This window comes from Micromonospora sp. CA-111912, assembly GCF_050948415.1.
In the GTDB taxonomy this organism is placed as follows: Bacteria; Actinomycetota; Actinomycetes; order Mycobacteriales; family Micromonosporaceae; genus Micromonospora.
Map to the genome: position 1 here is coordinate 5,373,840 of NZ_CP192007.1, position 19,052 is coordinate 5,392,891.

General features: G+C 74.1%; 16 protein-coding genes. 9 read left to right on the plus strand and 7 right to left on the minus strand.

Annotated elements, in window-relative coordinates:
• Nucleotides 1-46 precede the first annotated feature (46 nt).
• From ACQPZO_RS22140 to ACQPZO_RS22155, 4 genes are all read left to right on the plus strand, one after another.
• Nucleotides 47-1,684 (plus strand): sensor histidine kinase, encoded by a 1,638-nt coding sequence (locus tag ACQPZO_RS22140; RefSeq protein ID WP_433351153.1) that lies wholly within the window; start codon nucleotides 47-49, stop codon nucleotides 1,682-1,684.
• Nucleotides 1,685-1,691: 7 nt separating this feature from the next.
• The gene (locus ACQPZO_RS22145; RefSeq protein WP_007072219.1) at nucleotides 1,692-2,360 is read left to right on the plus strand and encodes a response regulator transcription factor; all 669 of its coding nucleotides are present in this window, start codon (nucleotides 1,692-1,694) and stop codon (nucleotides 2,358-2,360) included.
• A 195-nt stretch (nucleotides 2,361-2,555) separates the two neighbouring features.
• Nucleotides 2,556-3,368 (plus strand): SAM-dependent methyltransferase, encoded by an 813-nt coding sequence (locus tag ACQPZO_RS22150; protein WP_433343626.1) that lies wholly within the window; start codon nucleotides 2,556-2,558, stop codon nucleotides 3,366-3,368.
• A gap of 151 nt (nucleotides 3,369-3,519) precedes the next feature.
• Complete coding sequence (locus ACQPZO_RS22155; RefSeq protein WP_433351155.1) at nucleotides 3,520-5,181, plus strand: putative bifunctional diguanylate cyclase/phosphodiesterase; 1,662 nt, start codon at nucleotides 3,520-3,522, stop codon at nucleotides 5,179-5,181.
• A gap of 86 nt (nucleotides 5,182-5,267) precedes the next feature.
• Here ACQPZO_RS22155 and ACQPZO_RS22160 read toward each other — a convergent pair whose 3' ends face one another.
• The 4 genes from ACQPZO_RS22160 to ACQPZO_RS22175 all read right to left on the minus strand — a co-directional run bounded on the left by ACQPZO_RS22160 (nucleotide 5,268) and on the right by ACQPZO_RS22175 (nucleotide 9,671).
• Nucleotides 5,268-6,392, minus strand: a complete 1,125-nt coding sequence (locus ACQPZO_RS22160; protein WP_433343627.1) for a glycosyltransferase family 4 protein — start codon at nucleotides 6,390-6,392, stop codon at nucleotides 5,268-5,270.
• Nucleotides 6,389-7,648 carry a M48 family metallopeptidase gene (locus tag ACQPZO_RS22165; RefSeq protein WP_433343629.1) on the minus strand — a complete coding sequence of 420 codons (1,260 nt, stop codon included), beginning with the start codon at nucleotides 7,646-7,648 and terminating at the stop codon, nucleotides 6,389-6,391. Before ACQPZO_RS22165 ends, ACQPZO_RS22160 begins: the two co-directional genes overlap by 4 nt.
• Nucleotides 7,649-7,806: 158 nt before the next feature.
• Entirely contained in the window at nucleotides 7,807-8,028 is a 222-nt protein-coding gene (locus ACQPZO_RS22170) for a hypothetical protein (protein ID WP_433351157.1), read from the minus strand.
• Nucleotides 8,029-8,204: 176 nt separating this feature from the next.
• Nucleotides 8,205-9,671: an NYN domain-containing protein gene (locus ACQPZO_RS22175; protein ID WP_433343631.1), complete on the minus strand. Its 1,467-nt coding sequence runs from the start codon at nucleotides 9,669-9,671 to the stop codon at nucleotides 8,205-8,207.
• Nucleotides 9,672-9,797: 126 nt separating this feature from the next.
• Here ACQPZO_RS22175 and ACQPZO_RS22180 point away from each other — a divergent pair, with 126 nt between their 5' ends.
• The 5 genes from ACQPZO_RS22180 to ACQPZO_RS22200 all read left to right on the plus strand — a co-directional run bounded on the left by ACQPZO_RS22180 (nucleotide 9,798) and on the right by ACQPZO_RS22200 (nucleotide 15,342).
• On the plus strand, nucleotides 9,798-11,555 hold the full coding sequence (locus ACQPZO_RS22180; protein WP_433343633.1) for a DEDD exonuclease domain-containing protein: 1,758 nt from the start codon (nucleotides 9,798-9,800) through the stop codon (nucleotides 11,553-11,555).
• 129 nt (nucleotides 11,556-11,684) lie between these two features.
• On the plus strand, nucleotides 11,685-13,472 hold the full coding sequence (locus ACQPZO_RS22185; RefSeq protein ID WP_433343635.1) for a RelA/SpoT family protein: 1,788 nt from the start codon (nucleotides 11,685-11,687) through the stop codon (nucleotides 13,470-13,472).
• A 53-nt stretch (nucleotides 13,473-13,525) separates the two neighbouring features.
• The gene (locus ACQPZO_RS22190; protein ID WP_433343637.1) at nucleotides 13,526-14,062 is read left to right on the plus strand and encodes an NUDIX hydrolase; all 537 of its coding nucleotides are present in this window, start codon (nucleotides 13,526-13,528) and stop codon (nucleotides 14,060-14,062) included.
• A complete protein-coding gene (locus ACQPZO_RS22195; RefSeq protein ID WP_433343639.1) occupies nucleotides 14,059-14,931 on the plus strand; it encodes a sugar phosphate nucleotidyltransferase in 873 nt (290 codons plus the stop codon). Before ACQPZO_RS22190 ends, ACQPZO_RS22195 begins: the two co-directional genes overlap by 4 nt.
• 123 nt (nucleotides 14,932-15,054) lie before the next feature.
• Complete coding sequence (locus ACQPZO_RS22200) at nucleotides 15,055-15,342, plus strand: Lrp/AsnC family transcriptional regulator (protein WP_396670999.1); 288 nt, start codon at nucleotides 15,055-15,057, stop codon at nucleotides 15,340-15,342.
• A gap of 67 nt (nucleotides 15,343-15,409) precedes the next feature.
• Here the strand turns inward: ACQPZO_RS22200 and ACQPZO_RS22205 are convergent, their stop codons facing one another.
• The 3 genes from ACQPZO_RS22205 to qcrA form a co-directional block, all read right to left on the minus strand.
• Nucleotides 15,410-16,090 carry a DUF4142 domain-containing protein gene (locus ACQPZO_RS22205; RefSeq protein WP_433343641.1) on the minus strand — a complete coding sequence of 227 codons (681 nt, stop codon included), beginning with the start codon at nucleotides 16,088-16,090 and terminating at the stop codon, nucleotides 15,410-15,412.
• 192 nt (nucleotides 16,091-16,282) lie between these two features.
• Nucleotides 16,283-17,908, minus strand: coding sequence for a cytochrome bc1 complex cytochrome b subunit (qcrB, locus tag ACQPZO_RS22210; RefSeq protein WP_433343642.1), 1,626 nt, complete (start codon nucleotides 17,906-17,908; stop codon nucleotides 16,283-16,285).
• Nucleotides 17,905-18,999, minus strand: a complete 1,095-nt coding sequence (qcrA, locus tag ACQPZO_RS22215; RefSeq protein ID WP_433343644.1) for a cytochrome bc1 complex Rieske iron-sulfur subunit — start codon at nucleotides 18,997-18,999, stop codon at nucleotides 17,905-17,907. Before qcrA ends, qcrB begins: the two co-directional genes overlap by 4 nt.
• Between the last annotated feature and the right edge of the window lie 53 nt (nucleotides 19,000-19,052).

Genomic DNA, 19,052 nt, shown 5'->3' on the forward strand with positions numbered 1-19,052 from the left:
GACACCCGTCCGGCCGCCCACGCAGCCGCTCGCCACCGCCGCGCGCCTGGTCATGCTCGCGCTGGTGGCCGTCCTCACCTTCTTCGCGACCCGCGACGTCGGGCAACTCTGGTGGATCGCCCTGCTGGGAGCCGCCGGCCTGCCCGCCGTCCTGGCCCCACAGCACCGGCTGCTCGGCCCGCTCAGCCGCTTCGCCGAGGTCGTGGTGCTGGGGCTGGCCGCCAGCCAGGTCGCCGCCGTCACCACGCTTGACGGCGCCACCGGCGGGCTGGGCGCCTCGGCCGTGCTGGCCTACCTCGCCGTCCCGGTGACCGTGACCGCGCTGCGCCGCCGGTTCCGCGAGGGCGCGGCGCTGCTCGCCGTCTGCGCCGCCACCCTGCTGATCAGCGCCGCGCTCACCGGGGTCGACGGCGGTCGCCAGCTCGGCCAGCCGGGGTACCTCGCGGTCTGCGCCCAGTGGCTGATCCTGGCCGGGCTCGGGCTCTACACGGCCGGCACCCTGCACCGGGTGATGCGGGTCCGCAGCGAGGGCAAGCCCCAGCCGTACGCCGAGGCCACCCGGCTGCTGACCCAGCTCCGCACGGTCGCCCGGCAGCTTCCCGGTGCCACCCTCGACCCGGGCGGCATCTCCGAGCACCTGCTGGAGGAGCTGCGCACCGTGGCCCGGGCCGAACGGGCGGCGGTGCTCTCGGCCAGCGGCGGCGGGCGGCTGGTGGTGCTCGCCCAGGTGGGCGTGGACCGGGTCGACTGGGAGACCACGCTCGACGCGGACTCGGCGATCGCCGACGCCTGGGCCAGCCAGCAGCCGCAGACCGCGAGCCGCTCGCAGGCCCGCTCGCACACCGGCGGCGACGTGTCGGCGCTGATCGTGCCCCTGGTCGCCGGCGTCCGCACGATCGGCATGCTGGTGATGGAGGCGGACGCCGCGCAGGCGTACCCGCCGCCGGTGGTGTCCCGGGTGACGGCGCTGACCCGCCCGGCCGCGCTGCGGCTGGAGGCCGCCCTGCTCTTCGACGAGGTGCGCTCGCTGGCCACCAACGAGGAGCGGCAGCGGCTGGCGCGGGAGATCCACGACGGGGTCGCCCAGGAACTGGTCATGGTCGGGTACGGCATCGACAACGCCCTGGCCACCGTCTTCGAGGACGCCGACGAGACCGCCGAGTCGCTGCGCCAGCTGCGCCATGAGGTGACCCGGGTGATCACCGAGCTGCGGCTGAGCCTGTTCGAGCTGCGCAGCGAGGTGGACCGGCAGGGTGGCCTGGCCGCCGCGATCGCCGAGTACGCTCGCACCGTCGGCGCGTCCGGTGGGCTGCGGGTGCACCTGTCGCTGGACGAGTCGACCGCCCGGCTGCCCGCCGCGACCGAGGCGGAACTCCTGCGCATCGCCCAGGAGGCGGTCACCAACGCCCGCAAGCACGCCGGGGCGTCGAACCTGTGGGTCACCTGCGAGGTGGACCCGCCGTACGCGCAGATCGAAGTGTCGGATGACGGTCACGGCATCGGCGAACAGCGCCCGGACGGGCACTACGGTCTTGCGATCATGGCCGAGAGGGCGGAACGTATCCGGGGCCGGTTGGAGATCAGGCCGCGGCAACCCAGCGGCACGACGGTGGCGGTGGTTCTCGGCTCGTCGCCCCGGCGCGATAGGGTGCGCGGCAACGCCGCAGCAGCAGAAGGGGAGTAACCCGAGGATGACCACAAGCCCGACACCGGCGACCCGCACCAAGGTCCTCCTTGTCGACGATCACGACCTGATCCGCAAGGGACTGCGGCACGCCTTCGAGCGGGACCGGCAGTTCGAGGTCGTCGGCGAGGCCGCCACGGCGGCGGAAGGGGTCCGGCAGGCCGGCGCCCTCCAGCCCGACGTGGTGATCATGGACCTGCGCCTGCCCGACGGCAGTGGCCTGGAGGCCACCCGCGCGCTGCGCAAGTCCAGCGCTTCGATGGGCATCGTCGTGCTCACCATGTACGCCGGCGACGACCAGCTCTTCGGCGCCCTGGAGGCCGGGGCGAGCGCGTTCGTGCCCAAGACGGCCCCGGCCGACGAGGTGGTGGCCGCCGCCCGGCATGCCGCCTCCTCGCCGAGCGCGTTCACCGCGGCCGACCTGGCCGAGGCGATGAAGCGGCGGCTCGCGCCGTCCGGTCCGCAGCTCTCCCCCCGGGAGGGCCAGGTGCTGCGGCTGCTCGCCGACGGCATGAGCGTGGCGGGCATCGCCAAGCAGCTCTTCGTCAGCGAGTCGACGGCCAAGACCCACATCTCGAAGCTCTACGAGAAGCTGGGCGCGGCCAACCGGGCGCAGGCGCTGATGACGGCGCTGCGGCTCGGCCTGCTCGAGGCGCCGGACGCCCCGAAGTTCTGACCGCTTCCCCGTCCGACCGGCAGTCGCCGGTCGGGGGGTTCCGCGACGGCCGGTGGGTCCGGTCAACGGGACCGCCCGACCGGCCGGTCGGGCGGGGGGCGGCCCTCTCTGGTCACCCGTGGGGCGGCCGGGGCAGAATACCCGGATGACCCGCGCGGGACGACGTGTTCCGCGTCGTTGACAAAGGGGTAGGGCATGCAGCGGCCGGACTGGGCACCCGACACCATCGACATCGAACGTCCCAGCGTGGCCCGCATGTACGACTACTACCTCGGCGGCTCGCACAACTTCGCCGCCGACCGCGCCGCCGCGCGGGCGATGGTGGACGCGGTGCCCGAGGCGCCGCTGATGGCCCAGGCGAACCGGGCGTTCATGCGCCGGGCGGTGCACTTCCTCGCCGAGGCCGGGATCCGCCAGTTCCTCGACATCGGCTCCGGAATCCCGACGGTCGGCAACGTGCACGAGATCGCCCAGCGGATCGACCCCGCCTCCCGGGTGGTCTACGTCGACGTCGACCCGGTGGCGGTGGCGCACAGCCGGGAGATCCTCAGCGGCAACAACCGGACCGCCGTGGTCCAGGAGGACCTGCGCCACCCCGAACGGATCCTGACCCACCCCGACGTCACCGGGATGCTGGACCTGTCGCAGCCGGTCGCGGTGATGATCGTGGCGGTGCTGCACTTCGTCCCGGACTCCGACCGGCCGGCGGAGATCCTGCGAACGCTGCGCGAGGCGCTGGCGCCGGGCAGCTACCTGGTGCTCTCCCAGGCCAGCGACGAGGACCGACACAACACCGGGGAACGCGCGGAGGCCGAGGCGGTCTACCGCCGCACCGACAACCCGCTGTTCATCCGCAGCCGGGCAGAGCTGACCTCCCTCTTCGACGGCTTCGAGCTGGTCGACCCGGGAGTGGGCTGGGTGCCACAGTGGCGCCCCGAGACACCGGAGAGCGCGGAGGACGCCGAGCAGGCGGTCTTCATGGGCGGCGTCGGGCGGCTCGATGGGTAAGCGGTCCGACGGCCAGGTGGGCCCGGCGGGCCCGAGGTCATTCGCCTCATATCCGGGGCCGCCCGCTCCGCACCCGGGGCACCTCACCCCGCGCCCCGGGGCCTTCGCCCGGGCCTGGGCGAAGGCGGTCTCCGGCACCAGCTACCTGCCGATGACCCAGGCCCAGTTGGAGGCGCTGCTGCAACGGTTCACCGATCGGCTGGCCGAGGCGTTGGTGGTTGAGCCGTTCGACCTGCGGGTCGGCCACCAGGTCGGGGCGGAGCTGGTCGAGTCGCACATCGCCTCCGCCGAAGGGCTGGGCCGCACGGTCGAGGTCGTGCAGCTCCGGCTGCTGCGCGACCTGGGGCTGGTCGGCGAGGACGTCGAGGACCGGCTGGCCCGGCTGCTGGCCACCGTGGCCACCGGCTACGCCCGGGCGCTGCGGGGCCGCACGCTGGACGAGCAGGAGTCCATCCGCCGGGCCGCGATGGTGGCCCGGGCGCAGGCCGAGCAGGCGCTGCGCGACAGCGAGGCCCGGTTCCGGCACCAGGCCACCCACGACCCGCTGACCGACCTACCCAACCGCACCCTGTTCACCGAGCGGCTCGCCGCCGCGATCGACGTCCCGGGCCGGGGCGCCGACCGGGTCGGGGTGTGTTTCCTCGACCTGGACCGCTTCAAGGTGGTCAACGACTCCCTCGGCCACCAGGTCGGGGACCGGCTGCTGGTCTCGGTCGCCGACCGGCTGCGCCGGGCGCTCGACGAGCATCTGGTCGCCCGCCTCGGCGGTGACGAGTTCGTCATCCTGGTCGAACGGACCGCCGGCACCGACGACGTGGTGAAGGTGGCCGAGGCGGCGCTCGCCGCGGTCAGCGAGCCGGCCCTGGTCGACGGGCACGAGCTGACAGTGTCGGCGAGCATCGGCATCGTCGAACGCCCGGTGGCCGGGACCACTCCCGTCGACCTGATGCGCGCCGCCGACGCCACGCTGCACTGGGCCAAGGCCGCCGGGGGCGCCCGCTGGTCGCTGTACGACGCCGACCGCAACCGCCGGGAGCTGGCCCGGTACGCGCTCTCCGCGGCGATCCCTGCCGCGCTGGAGCGGGGTGAGTTCTACCTGGACTACCAGCCGCTGACCTCGCTGTGCGACGGCACCGTGCTCGGCGCCGAGGCCCTGGTCCGCTGGCGGCACCCCGCGCTCGGCGAGCTGCGCCCGGACAGCTTCATCGGGTTGGCCGAGGAGACCGGGCTGATCGTCCCGCTCGGCGGGTGGGTGCTCGCCGAGGCGTGCCGGGAGGCGGCGACCTGGTCCGAGCCGGGAGGTGCCGCGCCGTTCGTCAGCGTCAATTTGGCGGTGCGGCAGGTGCACCGGCCCGACCTGGTGCACCTGGTGCGCGCCGTGCTCGACCGCACCGGCCTGCCGCCCGAGCGGCTCCAGCTGGAAGTCACCGAGAGCACCATGATGAGCGCCGTCGAGGAGCCGGTGCGCGCCCTGCGGGTGCTGGCCGACCTCGGCGTGCGGATCGCCATCGACGACTTCGGCACCGGCTACTGCAACCTGGCGTACCTGCGGGACCTGCCGGTGACCGAGCTGAAGGTGGCCGGGGATTTCGTGGCCGGGCTGCGGGCCCCCGCAGACGACCCGGCCAGCCGCACCGACGAGCGGATCCTCGCCTCGCTGGTCTCGCTGGCGCACGCGCTGGACCTGACCGTCACCGCCGAGGGGGTGGAGACCGCCGGGCAGGCCGACCGGCTGCGTGCCATCGGCTGTGACGCCGCCCAGGGCTGGCACTTCGGCCGACCCGCACCGCCGCCGTCCTCCTGGACCACCTGACCCCCGACCGGGACATCGGCCTGACCGGTTGGCGACCAGCCGAGGGCAGCGGTCAGCCGAGGGCAGCGGTCAGCCGAGGGCAGCGGTCAGCCGGCGAGGAGGGTGGCCATCCGGGCGGCCTGGGTCTCCCAGCGCCACTCCCGCTCCACCCAGGCCCGGCCGGCTGCGCCGAGCTGCCGGGCCAGGTCCCGGTCGGCGAGCAGGGTGGCCACCCGGTCGGCGAGCTGGGCGACGTCGTGGCCGGAGACGACGTACCCGGTCTCGCCCTCGCGGACGGCGTCGGGCGCACCCCCCGAGTCGCCCGCCACCACCGGCAGGCCGGCCGCGGACGCCTCCAGGTAGACGATGCCGAGCCCTTCCACATCCAGGCCACGGTTGCGGGTGCGGCAGGGCATGGCGTAGACGTCACCGGCGGCGTAGTGGGCGGGCAGGTCCGCCGAGGGCACCGAGCCGGTGAAGACCACGTCCCGCTCGACGCCCGTCTGCCGGGCCAGCTTTTCCAGGGTGTCCCGGTGCGGCCCACCGCCGACGACCAGCAGCGCCGCGTCCGGCACCCGGCGGCGGATCGCCGGCAGGGCGCGGATCAGCATGTCCTGGCCCTTGCGCGGCACCAGCCGGGAGACGCAGACCACCACCGGCCGGTCGGCCAGCCCGAGCCGGTCCCGGACCGGCTTCCCGTCGACCGACGGGTGATACGTCTCGACGTCCACGCCGGGAGCCAGCCGGTGCAGCTCGGTCACCCCGTGCAGCGCCCGCTCCAGCCGGACCCGGGTGTAATCGCCGAGGTACGTCACCACGTCCGCGCCCCGGCCGATCCGGCGCAGCGCGGACCGGGCCACGGGCAGAGCCGCCCAGCCCACCTCGTGCCCGTGGGTCAGGGCCACCACGCGGCGGACGCCGGCGCGGCGGCGCAGCCCGGCGGCGAGCAGCCCGAGCGGGGCCGCCGCGCCGAACCAGACGGTGTCGCAGTCGTGCTCGCGGGCCAGCCGGGCTGCCCGGCGGGCGACCAGCGGGGTGGGTAGCAGCACCCGGGTGCGCTCCCGGACGACCTCGAACGGCTGGTCGGCGTCGAACTTCTCCGCCCCCCGCCAGCTCGACGCGTAGACCACCACGGATCCGGTGGGCTGGCGGACGGCGAGGTTGTGCACGAAGGACTGGATGCCGCCCGCACGGGGCGGGAAGTCGTTGGTGATCAGCAGCGTGCGGCTCATCGGCCGGCCTCCCTGGCGTAGGCGCGGGCGGCGGCCATCCGCTCGACCGTGGACGGGTGCGACGCCGAGTAGAGGTACTCCCAGCGGGGTGGATCGGGATCGGCCAGGTTCACCCCGGCCAGGCGGCGCTGCATCGCCTCGAAGGTCGCCGGGTCGCCGGTGAGGGCGAGGGCGTGCGCGTCGGCCCGGACCTCGACCCGGCGGGACACCAGCGCCTGGACCGGGGCGGTCACCAGCCCGGCCACCGTGACCAGCGCGATCAGCAGCGGGAACGCGCGCGGCTCGGCGATCGAGTCGACGCCGGCCAGGCGCAGCAGCGGGCCGGCCGAGCCGAGCAGGTAGAGCACGACCACGGCCAGCGCGGCGCCCAGCGCCCCGGTCAGCGTGCCCGTCCACACGTCCCGGTCCTTGGCGTGCCCCAGCTCGTGCGCGACGACGCTGGTCACCTCGGCCGGGGTGGCCTCGCGCAGCAGGGTGTCGTAGACGACGACCCGGCGGGTCGGCCCGAGCCCGGAGACGTACGCGTTGACCGCGCGGGTACGCCGGGACGCGTCGGCGACCAGCACGTCGCGCACCGGCACCCCGTCGCGGGCCGCCATGCCCATCAGCTCGGTGCGCAGCGGGCCCTGCTCCATCGGGGTGAACCGGTTGAACACCGGCTCCACCAGCACCGGCAGCACGAACGACAGCAGCACCACCAGCCCGGCCGCGCCGGCCGCGCCGAACGCCCACCACCAGCGCGGGGCGAGCCGGGTCACGGTGTAGAAGCCGAGCAGCGCGAGCGCGCCGATCACCGCGCTGACCGCGTACGACTTGAGCAGGTCGGCCGTCCAGCCGGCCCAGCCCTGGGTGCTCAGGCCGTACCGGGTGAGGATCGTCTGCCGCCAGGCGGCGAGGGGCAGGGTGAGCAGGTCGGCGACGAGCACCACGGCCAGCCCGCCGAGCACCGCCTGGGCGATCCAGTTTCCACCGAACGGGCGCCCTGCCAGCTCCACGAGGCGACTGCCCAGCGGGGTCAGCCCGAGCGCCACGGCCACCAGCAACCCGAGGGCGAGGCCGGCCCAGCCGGCGGGGCGCAGCGCGGCCCGGAACTCCCGGCTGTGGGCGACCTGGTCGACGGGCAGGTCCCGCAGCGCGGCGAGCTGGTCGGCGCGCGGGGCCGGCGGCCGGTGCCACGGCACCAGCAGGGCACCGGCGACGAGCAGCGCCACGGCCAGCCCGGCGAGGGTGAGCACCGCCCAGCCGCGTGGCGTCATCCCGCCACCCCGGCGCGTCGTACCCGCGTCATGCCACTCCTCCCGCCGTGAGCGCCCATCCTATGGCCCGGCGGAGGCGGGGCTTCCTGGGCGGCGGCCGGCGACGGTCGCCCGACCGGGCCGCGACAGCCCGCACCCCGACGGGCGGCGGGCGGCGGTTACGCCACCCGGCGGCGGGCCGGGCGGGGACGGGCCGGGCGGGTGGGCTCGGCGGGCGGGAGCACCTCGACGTCGAAGCCGGCCCGGGCGAACACCTCGATCGCCCGCTGCTCGGCGGCGCCGAGCTCGCCCCCGGGCCCGTCGGCGTCGAACAACGCGGTCACCAGGCAGCCGGAGCAGCCCGCGCCCCGGATCGCGCACCTGTCGCAGTCGATCAGCATCGTTCCTCCTGAAGCGATGCGTCGGCGGCGGGCGGAACCGACCTGGCCGACCACGTCGTCGCCCAGGTCGCCGTCGTCGCCGCCGGCCACCGTCGGTCATCCCGACGCTACGGCAGGGGTACGACAGAACCGGACAACCGGCTCGCTACGCCCCAGATCCGAGCAAGCGCCCCGGATCAGGAACGGGCGAGCCGGCGCAGCAGCGAGTCGGCGCCGAGCGGGTACGCGCCGTGCCGGCGTACCCCGTCGGCGACCTCCCGGTCGGAGGAGACCACCACCACCGGCCGGCCGGCCGGCTCGGCCCGGACCAGCCGCCGGATCAGCTCGTCGGCGGTCTCGCCCTTGCGGGAGAAGAGCACCCGCACGCCGCGCGGGGTGGGCGGCAGGCCGTGCATCCGCTCCGCGCCGTCGAAGACGACGGTGACCTCGTCACCGGTTTGGGCCGCGATCCCGCCCAGCCCGGTGATCAGCCGCTTGCGCTGCTGTTCCAGGGACATCTCGCCGAAGCCGCGTTTGGTCACGTTGTAGCCGTCGACCACCAGGTGCGCCTTGGGCAGCGCGAGGAGCTGGTCGAGGCGGGCCGGGTCGTCGGTGTCGCGGGCCCGGGTGGCGGCGCCGGCCGGGGTGGGCGCCGACCGGTCGGCGAAGGCGTCGGCGACGAAGTCGGCGGGGAGCTGCTCGACCGGGTCCAGCGCCAGCTCGCGGCGCAGCCCGACGGCGGCCTGCCCGATCGTCTCCAGCAGCAACCACAGCCTCGCGTCGTCGACCGAGCGGGCCTCCTTCGCGCTGACCCGGGCCACGCCGGCCGCCGCCTCGGCATCGGCCAGCCGGGCCCGGGCGCGGCGCAGCTCGGCGTCCGCGTCGGCCGCGGCCCGGGTGGCCCGACCCCGCTCGGTGGCCAGCAACTCGCCGGCCTTGCGCTCGCGGGCCTGGGTCTCCCGCAGGGTACGGGCGAGCTGGCGGCTCTCCTCGCGGAGCTGGCCGAGCTCCTCGCGGACCCGGGCCAGCTCGTCGCGGAGCTTGTCGGCCTCCACCCGGGCCACTGCCCGCTCGTGCTCGGCCCGGCCGGCCCGCTGCTCGGCCTCGCGTATCAGCTCGTCGACGACGGCCTTGTCCGCCTCGGCCCGCACCGCCGCGCCGCTGGCCTCGATCAGATCGCGCCAGCCCCTGGGCCGGGCCAGATACGCCAGGGCGGCCACCTCGACCGGGTCGGCGGCGGCCGGGGCGGTGCCCTCGACCACGGCGGCGCCGAGGTCGCCGGCGTCGGCGAGCACCCGGGTGGTGATCCGCTGCCGGAACAGCGGGTCGGCGGCGAGCTGGGCGGCGATCACCGAGGCGCCGAGCCGGGCCCGGCGGTTGGGGGCGAACTTGGCCACCCGGCGCAGCGGCACCGGCACCTCGTCGCCGGGCAGGACCGGCAGCACGGCGGCGGTGAGCGCGACGATCCGCTGGCGTACCGGCTCCGGCAGTGTCGGCTCCGGCTCCCCGGCGGGCGGCTCCGTCAGGTCGGGACGCGACGGGTCGGGGTCGCGCCGCAGGTCGGGCTCGCGGTCGGTGTCCGGGGAGTCCTCACCGGGGTGGCGCATGGCACCGGCCGACACCTCCCCCGGGAGGTTGTCGTCGTAAGGCTCGGTGAGGGGCATGTGGCAAGTCTCCCACCGCGACCGGGCCCACCGCCCGGTGGTGAGCCGATCTCTCATCCTAGACCGGTGATGACGTCTGGGGCCGCTGATGCGGGAGTGTCGCACCCGCGGACTAGCGTGCCGCAGGTGGCACGAGAGGAGTACGTCCAGCAGGCGCTGGCCGGTCTGGACCGGGCCGCCGGCGACGGGGTGGACCCGGCCCTGCCGCTGTACGCGACGACCTTCGTGGTGGTCGACCTGGAGACCACCGGCGGCGCGCCGGACGGCGGCGGGATCACCGAGATCGGCGCGGTCAAGGTGCGCGGCGGCGAGGAGCTGGGGGTGCTGGCCAGCCTGGTCGACCCGGGCGTGCCGATCCCGCCGTTCATCACCGTGCTGACCGGGATCACCCAGGCCATGTTGATCCCCGCACCGCCGATCGAGCAGGTGCTGCCGAGCTTCCTGGAGTTCATCGCCGACGCGGTGCTGGTCGCCCACAATGCCCCCTACGACGTCGGCTTCCTCAAGGCGGCCTGCGCGCGGCACGGCTACCGCTGGCCCAACCCCCGGGTGCTGGACACCGCGGCGCTGGCTCGCCGGGTGCTCACCCGCGACGAAGTGCCCAACCGCAAGCTGGGCACCCTGGCGGCATACTTCCGCACCACCACCCAGCCCACCCACCGGGCCCTCGACGACGCCAAGGCCACCGTCGACGTGCTGCACGGGCTGATCGCCCGGCTGGGCGGGCACCGGGTCGACACGGTCGGCGAGGCGATCGAGTTCGCCCGGGCGGTCACCCCGACCCAGCGGCGCAAGCGGCACCTCGCCGACGGGCTGCCGAAGGTGCCCGGGGTCTACATCTTCCGGGCCGCCGACGACCGGCCGCTCTACATCGGCACCTCGGGCGACATCGCCACCCGGGTGCGCAGCTACTTCACCGCCGCCGAGAAGCGGGCCCGGATCTCCGAGATGCTCGCCGCCGCCGAGCGGGTGGAGGCCGTCGAGTGCGCCCACTCGCTGGAGGCGGAGGTGCGCGAGCTGCGGCTGATCGGCGCGCACGCGCCGCCGTACAACCGGCGGTCGAAGTATCCCGAGCGGATGGTCTGGCTCAGGCTCACCGACGGGCCGTACCCCCGGTTGTCGGTGGTCCGGTCGCTGGCCCCCGGTGACGAGGCCTACCTGGGGCCGTTCAGCTCCCGGCGGGCGGCCGACCTGGCCGCCGCCGGCTTCCACGACGCCGTGCCGCTGCGCCAGTGCACGCACCGGCTGTCGCTGCGCACGATCACCCCGGCCTGCGCACTGGCCGAGCTGGGTCGCTGTCCGGCGCCCTGCGAGCACCGGATCAGCCCACAGGAGTACGACGACCGCGCCGTCGCGCCGTTCCGCACCGCCACGGCCAGCGACCCCGGGTCCGTGGTGGACGCCCTGCTGGCCCGGGTCGAGGCGCTGGCGGCCGACCAGCGGTACGAGGAGGCGGCCGTGGCGCGCTCGCGGCTCGCCGCGGTGCTGCGCGCGACGGTACGGATGCAGCGGCTGGCCGCGCTGGCCGGCATCGCCGAGCTGGCCGCCGCCCGCCCGGCCGCCCGGGGCGGCTGGGAGCTGGCCCTGGTCCGGCACGGCCGGCTGGCCGGCGCCGGGGTGTCCCCGCCCGGCGTCCACCCGCGGCCGACGCTGAACGCGATCCGGGCGACGGCCGAGACGGTCCCGCCCGGGCACGGCCCGGTGCCCCGGGCCTCCGCCGAGGAGTCGGAGCGGATCCTGTCCTGGCTGGAGCGACCCGATACCCGGCTGGTGGAGATGTCCTCCGGCTGGTCGTCCCCGGCTGCCGGGGCGGGCCGCTTCCGTGACCTGCTCAGCAAGGCCGAGGTCGCCTCGTCCCACCAACTCTCGACCGAACGCCCATGACCAAGTGACCGATCGGACGACCCTGCCTCGCTTAGGCTGTTAAGGAAGTGCAGTACTGCCCGTTTCGTGGGCCTGCTCCCGGTTGCCGGTGCCCGGCTGTCGTGGAGCCGGGGTTAGGAGGTGTCCCACGTGGACGTCGACGCCGGACACGGCGCCGCCCTGGGGGGCGCGCTCCCGACCCAGCCGGGCGAACTTCCCCTGGCCCGTCGGCTGCGGTCGTTGCTGAGCTGGCCGAGCGCCGAGACAGACCCGGTCACCCATCTCGTCCGCACCCACCGGGCGATCCACACCGGCACCGACCCGTCGGTGCTGCGCCGGGCGTACACGATCGCGGAGAACATGCACCGCGGCCAGTTCCGCAAGAGCGGCGAGCCGTACATCACCCACCCGCTGGCGGTCGCCCAGATCTGCGCGGAGCTGGGCATGGACCCCATCACCCTGGTCGCCGCGCTGCTGCACGACACGGTGGAGGACACCCGCTACACCCTCCAGGCCCTGGCCGAGGACTTCGGCGGCGAGGTGGCCCACCTGGTCGACGGGGTGACCAAGTTCGACAAGGCGTTCTACGGCAAGGCCGCCGAGGCGGAGACCACCCGGAAAATGATCATCGCGGCCGGCAAGGACGTCCGGGTGCTGATCATCAAGCTGGCCGACCGGCTGCACAACATGCGTACCCTCGGCGTCCGCTCGGCCGCGTCGCGGGAGCGCATCGCCCGCAAGACGCTGGAGGTGCTGGTCCCGCTCTGCGACCGGCTCGGCATCCAGACCCTCAAACGCGAGCTGGACGACGTGGTGCTGCTGCACCTGGAGCCCGACGAGCACGCCCGGATCGCCCGGTTCGTGCACGACCGGCCCGGCTGGGACACGTACCTCGGCGACGTGGTCGCCAAGGTGAAGGTGGCGCTGCGCCGCAGCCGGGTCGACGCGCAGGTGGCCCCCCGCCCCCGGCACCTCTACTCGATCTGGAAGGACACCGTCGCCGGCAGCCACGGCACCCCGTACGACCTGCCCCGGATCGTGATCGTGGTGGACGGCCCGGCGACCGACTGCTACGCGGCCCTCGGCGCGGTGCACGGCCTCTGGCGGCCCGCACCCGGCCGGTTCAAGGACTTCATCGCCTCCCCCAAGAACAACCTCTACCGCTCGCTGCACACCAGCGTGTGCGGCCCGAAGAACCGCACGGTCGAGGTGCTGATCCGCACCGAGGAGATGCACCGCGCCGCCGAGTACGGCATCGCCGCCGACTTCCGGTTCCCCCGCACCGCCGGGGCCGCCGCCCGCGCCCAACAGCTCGACTGGCTGCGCCGGGTGCTCGACTGGGAGCAGGAGGCCGCGGACCCGGCGCAGTTCCTCCAGTCGCTGCGCTGTGACCTCGCCGAGGCGCAGGTCCAGGTGGTCACCGAGGGCCGGCAGGTGGTCCTCCCCGCCGGGGCGACCCCGGTGGACGTGGCGTACGAGCTGGGCTCCGACCGGGGCGACCGCTGCCTGGCGGCCCGGATCAACGGCCGGCTCGCCCCGCTCTCCTCCGAACTGGACGAGGGCGACGTGGTGGAGATCTTCACCGAGACCGACGCCGAGACCGGCTTCGAGGCGGACGTCGCCCCGCGCGGCCCCCGCAAGGAGTGGCTCGGCTTCGTGAAGTCACCGCACGCCCAGATGCAGATCAACCGGTGGTTCGCCGAGCACACCGAGCCGGGCATCTCGATCGCCGACAAGGTCCGCCTCGGCCGGGCCACCATCGGGCTGGCGCTGCGCAAGCACAACCGGGGGCTGGCCAACGACCTGCCGCTGCTGCGGCTGTCGGAGGAACTGGGCTACCCGGACCTGGAGACCATGCTGGTGGCGGTCTTCGACCGGGCCATCGAGCCCGACGCGGTGGTGCTCCAGCTCATCGACCTGGTCGACCATCGGCACTGACCGTTCTCCCCCCGGTGGCCGGCCCAGCCCCCGCCGGCCACTAACCTGGACCCATGATCCCCCGCTCCCGCGCCACTGGACGGGCCTTCGCCTATCAGGTCTTCTACCGGCTGCCCGTGTCGGTGCGGCGCCGGCTCGTCCGGCTCGCCACGCCGAAGTACATCGTCGGGGCGGTCACCCTGGTCCGTGACGCCGAAGCCGCCGGCCCCGGCCGCCTGCTGCTGCTGCGCCAGCCGCCGGGACACAGTTGGACGCTCCCGGCCGGGCTGCTGCAACGCGGCGAGGACCCGGTCGTCGGCGCGGCGCGCGAGCTGTTCGAGGAGTCCGGGGTCCGGCTCGCCCCGGACCGGCTCCGCCCGGCGGTGCCGAACGCGCTGGTGCACGCCAAGGGCTGGGTGGACGTGGTCTTCGAGACCGAGGTCCCGGCTTCGACGACGGAACTGAAGGTCGACGGTGCCGAGGTCTACGAGGCCGCCTGGCACCCGCTGGACGACCTGCCCCGGCTGAGCCGGGCGACGGCGAACCTGCTCGGGTACTACGGCATCGGGCCGCGGGCCGGCGAGGTGCCGCCGCCCCGCCCGACGGCGTGACGGCCCCGGCGTCCAGCGGGGGCGGGCCGGAGATCTGCGCGGTGGTGCTCGCCGCGGGCGAGGGGACCCGGCTGCGCCCGCTGACCGAGCGGCTGCCCAAGGCGCTCTGCCCGGTCGGCAACACCCCGCTGTTGGATCGGGCGCTGGCCCGGCTGGCCGGGCTCGGCCTCAGCGGCCCGGCCCGGGTCGCCGTGAACGCCTGCTACCTCGGCGACCAGGTGGTCGCGCACGCCGGCGGCCGGGCCCACCTGTCGGTCGAGCCCGGCGACCCGCTCGGCACGGCCGGCGGCGTGGCGAACCTGCGGGACTGGATCGCCGGCCGGGGCGTGCTGGTCGGCAACGCCGACGCGTACCTGGCGGATCCGGCCGCCGCGCCGGGCCCGGACGTCGCCGCGCTGCTGGCCGGCTGGGACGGCGAGACCGTGCGCCTGCTCGGCCGGCCCGCCGACGATCCGGCCGCCCCCGGCACCTTCGACGGCCACCGGTTCGTCGGCTTCTCGCTGCTGCCCTGGCGGCTGGTGCGGGGCCTGCCCGTCGAGCCGGGCGACCTGGTCCGGGCGGTGTGGCGGCCGGCCGAGGCGGCCGGGGCGCTGACCGTGGTGCCGTACCGGGGCACCTTCTACGACACCGGCACCCCGGCGGACTACCTGGCGGCGAACCTGCACGCCGCGGGCGGCGGCAACCTGGTCGACCCGAGCGCCACGGTCACCGGTCGGTGCCGGGAGTCGGTGGTGGGCGCGGGGGCGACGGTGCGGGGTGAGGTGACCCGGTCGGTCCTCTGGCCGGGCGCCGAGGTGGCCGCCGGGGAGTGCCTGACCGGGGTGGTCCGCGCGCCGGGGGGCCTGACCGTTCCGGCCGCGCGCCGCTGAGGGTGGCCCTCCGGTAGCGTCCCGTTGCGGCCCGCCGGTCCCGGTCCGGGCGGGCCGGGCGGCCTCTAGCATGGTGATCGACGCCGACCGGCGGGAGTGGACGCACGACGAAGGAGCGGACCCGTGATCACCGCGATCGTACTGATCGACTGCGCCACCGACTCGATCCCCGAGGTGGCCGAGAACCTGGCCAACCTGCCCGGGGTCAGCGAGGTCTACTCCGTGGCCGGGCACGTCGACCTGATCGCCGTCGTGCGGGTCCGGGAGTTCGACGAGATCGCCCAGGTGATCGCCGGCAGCATCTCCAAGGTTCCCGGCGTGTTGGACACGGAGTCGCACATCGCCTTCCGGGCGTACTCCCGGCACGACCTGGAGGAGGCGTTCGCCATCGGCCTGGCCAGCGCGGACTGACCCGCCCCCACGCACGGCGGTGGCCAGCCCACCGGTCGGTGGGCTGGCTACCGGCGGTGCTACGACGTCAGCTCACGCTCGGAACCGGCGTCTCGGTGTTCTCCGGGGCCGGCGACTCGGTGGTGGTGCCGCCCGGGGCCGGGGCCTCGGTGGTGCCGCCCGGGGCCGGCGTCGTGGCGCTGCCACCCGGGCTGGGCGTGCCGCTGGCGCTGGTCTGCGGGACCGGGACGCCCAGGGTCTGGGCCAGGGCCACCAGCGCGTCGTAGTGCGCCTGGAGCACCGGCAGGGCGTTCTGGGCCAGCTGGACCACCGACTGCTCGGAGCCCTGCGAGATCTCGGTCTGGGTGGCCTGGATGGCCTGGACGTGGCCGGCCAGCTCGGCGGTCACCCACGCCTTGTCGAACTCGGCGCCGCTGAGGTTCTTCAGCCTGTCGATGACCTCCTGCTGGTCGGCGGTCGGTGCGTCCGGCAACTGGACGTTGAGCTGCTGCGCGGTGCTCTGCACCGTCTGGTCCAGCTGGGTGTGGTCCGTGACGAACTGCGCACCAAGGTCCTTGACCTGCTGGTTCTGGCCCTTGTCCTGCGCCAGCTTCCCGGTTTCCATCTCCGCCAGGTTCACCTGGTGCAGCGCCTGCAGGTACTGGGTGTCCTGCGTCGACGGCTGCGCCGCGGCCTGCGCCGCCGCCGCGGGTACCAGCCCGGCCACCACCAGGGCGGCGAGCAGTCCGAGGCGTTTGAGACCCAACATGTTTCCCCCCCTTTTTCGTTGGACCGCACGGATACCCGGCTGACCCGGATTAACCCTGCCGGTTCCGCAGCCACCGCTCGTGCGGCGCCGGGGGCACCTCCGGTGGTCGGCGGCCACCCGGAGGGCGAAAAACGGACGTGGCGCCCGCCGGAGGGATCCGGCGGGCGCCACGCTTGCGTTGTCTCGGGCGGGTCAGCGGCGGCTCTCGCCGCTGCCGACCTCCTCCCGCTCCGGCCGGGGCTCGACCGGCGGGTGCCCCGGCGAGACCGGCGCCTCGGCCAGCTTCTCGATCGGGTAAAAGAAGCCCCGGATGGCCGGGCCGAGGGCACCGAGCCGGTTCATCTTCTTGGGCACCACCCAGCCGACGTAGTCCAGTTCGCCGTGGCCGTCGTGGCCCGCCGCGGTGAGCGGCTGGTGGACCTCCTCGAACCGGCCGTCCGGCAGCCGCCGGATGATGCCGGTCTCCACGCCGTGGGCCAGCACCTCCCGGTCGTGCTGCTGCAGGCCCAGGCAGAGCCGGTACGTCACGTAGTACGCCAGCGGCGGGAGGAGCAGCAGGCCGATCCGGCCCGCCCAGGTCATCGCGTTCAGGCTGATCTGGAACTTGTCCGCGATCACGTCGTTGGCACCCGAGAGGGTGAGCACGACGTAGAACGCCACCGCCATCGCGCCGATCGCGGTCCGCTCCGGGGCATCCCGGGGGCGCTGGAGCAGGTTGTGGATGCGGGTGTCCTTGAGCCGGCGGGCCTCCACGAACGGATAGAGCGTGGAGAGGCCGACCAGGATGCCCGGAAGCACGACCGTGGGCCAGAACAGCGGCGGGATGACGTACCCGTCGCCGATCGGGATGTTGATCTCCCACGCCGGCATGAGGCGGGTGGAGCCGTCGAGGAACATGACGTACCAGTCGGGCTGGCTGGCGGCCGAGACCACCCACGCCTCGTACGGACCGAAGTACCAGATCGGGTTGATCTGGAACAGACCACCCATCAGGGCGATCACGCCGAAGACGACCATGAAGAAGCCGCCCTGCTTCAGCGCGTACCGCGGGAACATCCGCTCGCCGACCACGTTGTCGTTGGTCCGGCCGGGGCCGGGCCACTGGGTGTGCTTCTGCTTGAAGACCAGGCCGAGGTGGGCGCTGATCAGCGCCACCAGCAGACCCGGGACGAGCAGCACGTGGGCGATGAAGAACCGGCTCATGATGATCTCGCCCGGGAACTCCCCGCCGAAGACCGACGAGGTGACCCAGGAGCCGATCACCGGGATCGACAACATGATCGCGGAGGCGATCCGCAGGCCGGTGCCGGACAGGCCGTCGTCCGGCAGCGAGTAGCCGGTGAAGCCGGCCAGGAAGCCGACCCAGAACAGCAGCGAGCCGATGATCCAGTTGGTCTCCCGCGGCTTGCGGAACGCGCCGGTGAAGAAGACCCGCAGCATGTGCACGACGATCGCGGCCATGAACAGCAGCGCCGACCAGTGGTGCATCTGCCGCATGATCAGGCCACCGCGGACGTCGAACGAGATGTCCAGGCTGGAGGCGTACGCGGCCGACATCGGCGTGCCCCGCAGGGGGGCGTAGCTGCCGTTGTAGACCACCTCGGTCATCGCCGGCTCGTAGAAGAAGGTGAGGAAGACACCGGTCAGCAGCAGCACGACGAACGAGAACAGCGCGATCTCGCCGAGCAGGAACGACCAGTGGTCCGGGAAGACCTTGTTCAGCAGCTTGCGCAGCGGAGTGGAGACCTGGAGCCGCTCGTCGGCCCCCACCGCAGCCTTGCCCGGCATGGACGCCATGTCCAATTTACGACGCTTCACGGCCGCTCCCAGAAGTCAGGCCCGACGGTCTCGGTGTAGTCCGACCGCGCCACGAAGAAGCCCTCTTCGTCGACCTCGATCGGCAGTTGCGGCAGCCGCCGGCTGGCCGGGCCGAAGATCGGCCGCGCGTTGTCGGTGATCAGGAACTGGGACTGGTGGCACGGGCAGAGCAGGCGGTTGGTCTGCTGCTCGTACAGGCTCGCCGGGCAGCCCGCGTGCGTGCAGATCTTGGAGTACGCCGTGTAGTTGCCCCACATGTAGTCGCTGTGGCTGGGCTTCGTCCGCGCGTTGGCCGCCCGGGACTGCTGGGCGTCCTCCTCGCGCAGGTGGATCAGCAACGTCGGCGAGTCGGCGTGCTTGTTGCTCACCCCGTGCTCGATGCCGGGGAAGACCGTGATCTGGCCACCGACGCTGACGTCGGCCGGGCGGATCGGCCGGCCGTCCTCGCGGACCAGCCGGATCTTCTTGCCCCCGGCCGGCGCGAAGCCGGTGGTGAACATCTGGTTGTTCTTGTGCGGGTTGGAGATCAGGCCACCGACCAGCGGCGCCGCGGCGACCGCGGCGACCGGAGCCAGGCCGGCCAACAGCGAGATGCCCAGCAGCGGGCGGCGCTTCACACCCAACTCGTCGGCGAGGAAGAGCATCGTCTCGCCGGTGATCTTCCGGCTCTCCGGCGCGTCGGGGTCCACCACGTGCCGGTCCTGGATCGACACCTCCTTGGGCAGCAACTTCTTGCCCCAGGTCAGGATGCCGAAGCCGACGGCCAGCAGGGCCACGCCGAGGGTGACGCCGAGCAGCGGGGTGTAGTACTTGTCCCCGCCCGAGCCCGGCTCGTACTTCCAGGGCCACCAGATGTAGATGATCAGGAAGGCGGTCGCGGCCAGGCCGGTCAGCAGGAACATCGAGGCGACCGTGCGGGTCAGCCGCCGCTCCGCCCGGCTGCCGGGGACGACCTGCTCCTCGTAGTGGACGATCTCGATGTCGTCCCGACGCGCGCCCTCCCGGACGATGTCGAACCGGCTCAGCCGCGGATCGTGGACGTCGAGCGGCTCCGGGCCCTGGTGGGCCTGGTGCTCGGTCTTGGTGCTCATGCCGTCACCTCGCTACGGGCGGTGCCGGGCTGCGGCACCACAGCGCTGAATCG

Excerpts from the sequence above, each read along its gene's own strand:
- ACQPZO_RS22170 (WP_433351157.1), bottom strand. The coding sequence starts at position 8,028 with ATGCTGATCGACTGCGACAGGTGCGCGATCCGGGGCGCGGGCTGCTCC.
- ACQPZO_RS22150 (WP_433343626.1), top strand. The coding sequence starts at position 2,556 with ATGCAGCGGCCGGACTGGGCACCCGACACCATCGACATCGAACGTCCC.
- ACQPZO_RS22205 (WP_433343641.1), bottom strand. The coding sequence starts at position 16,090 with ATGTTGGGTCTCAAACGCCTCGGACTGCTCGCCGCCCTGGTGGTGGCC.
- ACQPZO_RS22175 (WP_433343631.1), bottom strand. The coding sequence starts at position 9,671 with ATGCCCCTCACCGAGCCTTACGACGACAACCTCCCGGGGGAGGTGTCG.
- qcrA (WP_433343644.1), bottom strand. The coding sequence starts at position 18,999 with ATGAGCACCAAGACCGAGCACCAGGCCCACCAGGGCCCGGAGCCGCTC.
- ACQPZO_RS22155 (WP_433351155.1), top strand. The coding sequence starts at position 3,520 with ATGACCCAGGCCCAGTTGGAGGCGCTGCTGCAACGGTTCACCGATCGG.
- ACQPZO_RS22145 (WP_007072219.1), top strand. The coding sequence starts at position 1,692 with ATGACCACAAGCCCGACACCGGCGACCCGCACCAAGGTCCTCCTTGTC.
- ACQPZO_RS22190 (WP_433343637.1), top strand. The coding sequence starts at position 13,526 with ATGATCCCCCGCTCCCGCGCCACTGGACGGGCCTTCGCCTATCAGGTC.
- ACQPZO_RS22160 (WP_433343627.1), bottom strand. The coding sequence starts at position 6,392 with ATGAGCCGCACGCTGCTGATCACCAACGACTTCCCGCCCCGTGCGGGC.
- ACQPZO_RS22165 (WP_433343629.1), bottom strand. The coding sequence starts at position 7,648 with ATGACGCCACGCGGCTGGGCGGTGCTCACCCTCGCCGGGCTGGCCGTG.